Annotated in this window: 5 protein-coding genes; all 5 read right to left on the reverse strand. The window is 67.9% G+C overall.

All coding sequences use genetic code 11. From position 1 onward, the window contains the following. Nucleotides 1–39 precede the first annotated feature (39 nt). The 5 genes from OTB20_RS41825 to OTB20_RS41845 all read right to left on the reverse strand — a co-directional run bounded on the left by OTB20_RS41825 (nucleotide 40) and on the right by OTB20_RS41845 (nucleotide 3,464). Nucleotides 40–759 (reverse strand): hypothetical protein, encoded by a 720-nt coding sequence (locus OTB20_RS41825; RefSeq protein ID WP_267825137.1) that lies wholly within the window; start codon nucleotides 757–759, stop codon nucleotides 40–42. Continuing rightward, nucleotides 725–1,168 (reverse strand): GNAT family N-acetyltransferase, encoded by a 444-nt coding sequence (locus OTB20_RS41830; protein ID WP_267825138.1) that lies wholly within the window; start codon nucleotides 1,166–1,168, stop codon nucleotides 725–727. The genes OTB20_RS41825 and OTB20_RS41830 overlap by 35 nt, the downstream gene beginning before the upstream one ends. A gap of 307 nt (nucleotides 1,169–1,475) precedes the next feature. Then, nucleotides 1,476–1,955 (reverse strand): hypothetical protein, encoded by a 480-nt coding sequence (locus tag OTB20_RS41835; protein ID WP_267825139.1) that lies wholly within the window; start codon nucleotides 1,953–1,955, stop codon nucleotides 1,476–1,478. After that, on the reverse strand, nucleotides 1,952–2,572 hold the full coding sequence (locus OTB20_RS41840) for a DUF4913 domain-containing protein (RefSeq protein ID WP_267825140.1): 621 nt from the start codon (nucleotides 2,570–2,572) through the stop codon (nucleotides 1,952–1,954). The genes OTB20_RS41835 and OTB20_RS41840 overlap by 4 nt, the downstream gene beginning before the upstream one ends. A gap of 136 nt (nucleotides 2,573–2,708) precedes the next feature. Continuing rightward, the gene (locus OTB20_RS41845; protein ID WP_267825141.1) at nucleotides 2,709–3,464 is read right to left on the reverse strand and encodes a DNA-methyltransferase; all 756 of its coding nucleotides are present in this window, start codon (nucleotides 3,462–3,464) and stop codon (nucleotides 2,709–2,711) included. Nucleotides 3,465–3,852 lie beyond the last annotated feature (388 nt).

The following is a 3,852-nucleotide window of genomic DNA, read 5'->3' on the forward strand; positions in this document are numbered from 1 at the left end:
GGGCCACACGAACATCGCGGCCAGCCTCCGCGAGATGTCCTACGACTGTTTCCGACGACCCCTCGAACTCCTCGGCCTCTCCTGACCAGCAACGATCCAAGACCAAAAGACTTTGCAACAGCCCTGCGGGAGCGGACGTGCACTGATAGCTGAGCGTCGGCTTCCTGCGAGGACTGATCGACCGAGGTCCGTGACGTGGACGGGCTGGCCTGCGTGCAGCGGGTGCGAGGTGTCACGGGTGACGAGGCCGGCACCCTCAAGGCGCTCGAAGTCGTACTGGTCGACCTTGACTCCGGTCGCCGTCGCAACGCTCACGCGCCGGGTCATGATGTTCTCGTGGAGCTTGGCGCCGCGAGCCATGGCGAGGAGCCGGGCGAAGTCCGGTGGCGATATCTCGTCGCCCAACGACCTGGTGGGCCGGAGGGCGTCCTTTTCCAGCGGTGCCAGCAGGGTGAGGGCTTCACTGAGGAGCAGATCCCGTGTGGCGACGGATTCCTTCAGCTGGACAAGACCGCGGTCGATCCGCGTGAGGACCGAGCCGTCAATCTCGAACTGCCCGCTGGTCAGTCGCTGAATCTGGACCCGGTTGAACACCAGGGCGGACTGGGCTTTGGCCAGCGCACGGTGTGCGTGGACAAGGGACGAGACGGGCTCGGCCAGCAGCTTGCTGTCGTCGAGCTGCCATAGGGCCTCGATGGATCTCCCCGTGACGGTCTCGATGCGGTCATCGATTCCGGTCGGGTCTCTGGGGATGCGCATGACAGTCCTGTCGAACGGACGGGTGGGCGGCGGGGAGCGCCAGGAGCGCGAGGGGGAGGCGTACTTCCAGATGGGCCCCGTCGGGCCGCTCTGCGGTGGGGCCGAGCTGCCTGAGAAGAGCCAGCATCGGGTTGTTGGACCGCGCGACGTAGGCATGCATCGTGTAGGCCCCGGCCGCATGAGCTCGGCCAGCCGCAGTGCGGATCAACTGGGTCCCGATGCCGCGGCGGTGGCGCTGGTCTGCGACCTGGAGGCCGAGGTCCACAGTGGCGGGTTCGTTGTGGACTCGCCCAGCGGATACGAGCCCGACGACCACCAGACCTTCGGCGGCCACCCAGCATTCCGACAGGGTCAGCAGCCGTTCCCAGTCGCGCCGCCGGACACGCGTGCGACCCCAGCGGCGCCGCAAAGACTGCTCGGTACATCCCTGGTGGAAGGCATCGATCCGGGACCAGTCGACGGTTGCGGCGCGCAGAATCCGGGTCCGTGCGGAGTTGTTGATACTCAGCGGGAAGCGCTCCGGCGGGCGCAGCCGGAGGGCTCGCTGCCGTTGGTGCAGCAGCAGGTGCCGTACGCGCTCAAGATCTGCGCGAGCGTGGCCGGGAGCGGGTAACAGCAGCTCTCGCAGGTGCTGTTCGGGCTAGAGCTGATCGCGGCGGATCGTGTGCACAGAGCCCTGAAGCCGCACGTGGCCGGATTCGTGCTGGGCTGATCACTCAAGGGGTTGCACCTCTCGGGTGTCGGAGGACAGGGGAAGGCGGCAACGCTCCCGGGAGCCCCGGGAGGCCGGGTGCGCGGAACGGGTGGGCGATGGCCTGCGGGGATCTTGAGCGGGCCGCGTGGGCGAGCGCGCTGAGCGGACGGTGGGCAATGCCCAGGCGATCGGCCACCACCTTGTAGATCTCGTACTGGGCGCGCGGCCTGAGCGCGACGACGAACACCTCGCTCCGGTGGCTGGCCCCCTCCGGGGCCGGACGGAGCCCGTAGACCATCCGCCATCGGGCCGAGTCGAGGTAGATCTTCCGGAAGCCGGCCAGCGTCCCCGTCAGCTCCTGCCCGTGGCGCCGTCCAGTGACTGCGTCCTGAAGGCGGGACAGCGCCACGTCACGGACGTCACCCGGTGCGGCGAGCAAGTCGTTCAGGGCCCGGGGGTCGAAGGCCAGGCTGTAGACGGGTTCCGGAGGCTGCCCATTCACGAGGCCCCGTCGGGTCCGTTCGTCTCCGTGACCGGTGCGGGGGCGGCCTTGGGCCCCGAAAGCAGCCGGTGGGAGGGCCGGCTCGGGTCGGTCATACACGCGGAGAGGGGCCCGCCCGGCGCGCGGACAGCGGCCATGGCGTGGGTGAGGAAGTCCCGGTGCCACACGGCCGGCCCGGACAGGCCGGCATCGGGTTCCATGTGCTGCTGGTAGGCCATCCACAGGGCGTGGAGCCAGCCCACGACGTCGAGGTGTTCCTGCCACTGCTGGCACCAGGGCGCCGACGTCGTGACCTCGGCGCCGTAGACGTCGAGGAGGACGTCCTGCACCCAGTCGGTGAGGGCGTCGAGCTCCGTCTCGTACTCCTCGCCGTCGAGGGCGAGGATGAAGCGCGGTTCGGGCGGCGGCTCCGGCATCGGGCGCGACCGCGGCATGGGCATTCCTGCGAACGGCGATGTGCCCATGGGCGGTTCGGCGGAGAGTGTGTCCAGGAGCCGGGCCTGCTCGGCCGACTGGTCCATAAGCCGGCGGACCGACGCCTCCAGGTTGTCCAGCTCCGCGTCGGGCAGCCTGATCGGGTCCAGCCGCCCGTGGTTCGGGTCGTTGGAATCAGCCATCGAAGTCCTCCTTGGCGCCGCACGGGACGCGAAATGTGGTGGCGCTCTCAGCCGCTTCCGAATCCCTCTGATGGGGAATTCCTGGCTGGGCTGCTATATCCGCGAGAGGCGGGGACGTTCCCGCCCCGAGAGCTGGTCAGGTCGCGAGGATGAAATCTGCGCGCGTAAGCGTCTGGTTCAGGGTTTCGGTCAGCCGGTCGGATGCGATACGGCTGTACTCGGCGGTCTTCTCCACGCCGATGAAGCTGCGTCCCTCCAGCAGGGCGGCGACTCCGGTGGAGCCGCTGCCGGTGCAGAAGTCGAGGACGGTGCCCTTCTCGGGGCAGATCTTCACGAGCTCGCGCATGACGGATACGGGCTTCTGGGTGATGTGGTGGCGCTCCTTGCCCGAGGGCTGCGATGCGCTGTAGAGGCCCGGCAGGTAAACCTCGTTTTGGGATCCGTCCAAGGCGCCCTTGCTTCCCCAGATGACGAATTCACAGTTCTGGGTAAACCGGCCCTTCTGGGGCCTGGCCTGCGGCTTGTGCCAGGCCAGGACGCCGCGCCACAGCCAGCCGGCGGCCTGCAGGGCATCGGTGGTGGTCGGCAGCTGCCGCCAGTCGCTGAACAGGAGCGCGGTGCCGCCGGGCTTCGTCAGCCGGTGGGCCTCGGTCATGATCTGCGTCAGCCAGAACGAATAGGACCTCTGGTCCATGTTCTCGCCGGTGAAGTCCGGCAGGGCGTGCTGGGCGTCATTCGACGTGTACTTCTGCCGGGCCGTACGGGAGGTCCGCTCCTTCGCCGTCCGGCCACCGGAGTTGTACGGCGGGTCGGTGATGACGGAATCCACGCAGCCGTCGGGCAGGGTGGCGAGCACGCTGAGTGCGTCGCCCTGGTGAAGGGAAAAGGGCAAGGGTGTACCGCGATTCTGATCGACGAAGGGGAGCTCCCCAGGCACTGCCGGTCGTCCAGAGGCCGCGTGGAGCGACGCCCGGTGTGAGCGGTGGCGGGGATATCGAAAAGGCTAGGGCACGATCCGGGAATCGCAACGGCCGCTCACAGCTATTTCGTTAAGCCGGGATCGGCCCTTAGTGTTTTGGATGTCCCGACCGGCACAGCCCGGTGGGATACCCCCATCCCACACTTCTGTGCCGGAGGCATGTCTTGATCCGCATCACCTAGGTCCTGTCTGGAGTCCGGATCGCGAGTTCGGTAGATCGCCTGCGCGTGGAGGCCCGGTCTTGATAGGCCATCAGTCATGGCGCGAGGCGATCTCACCGACGAGCAGTGGACTCTGATCG

It is taken from the genome of Streptomyces sp. H27-H1, from assembly GCF_026627445.1.
Lineage (GTDB): Bacteria > Actinomycetota > Actinomycetes > Streptomycetales > Streptomycetaceae > Streptomyces.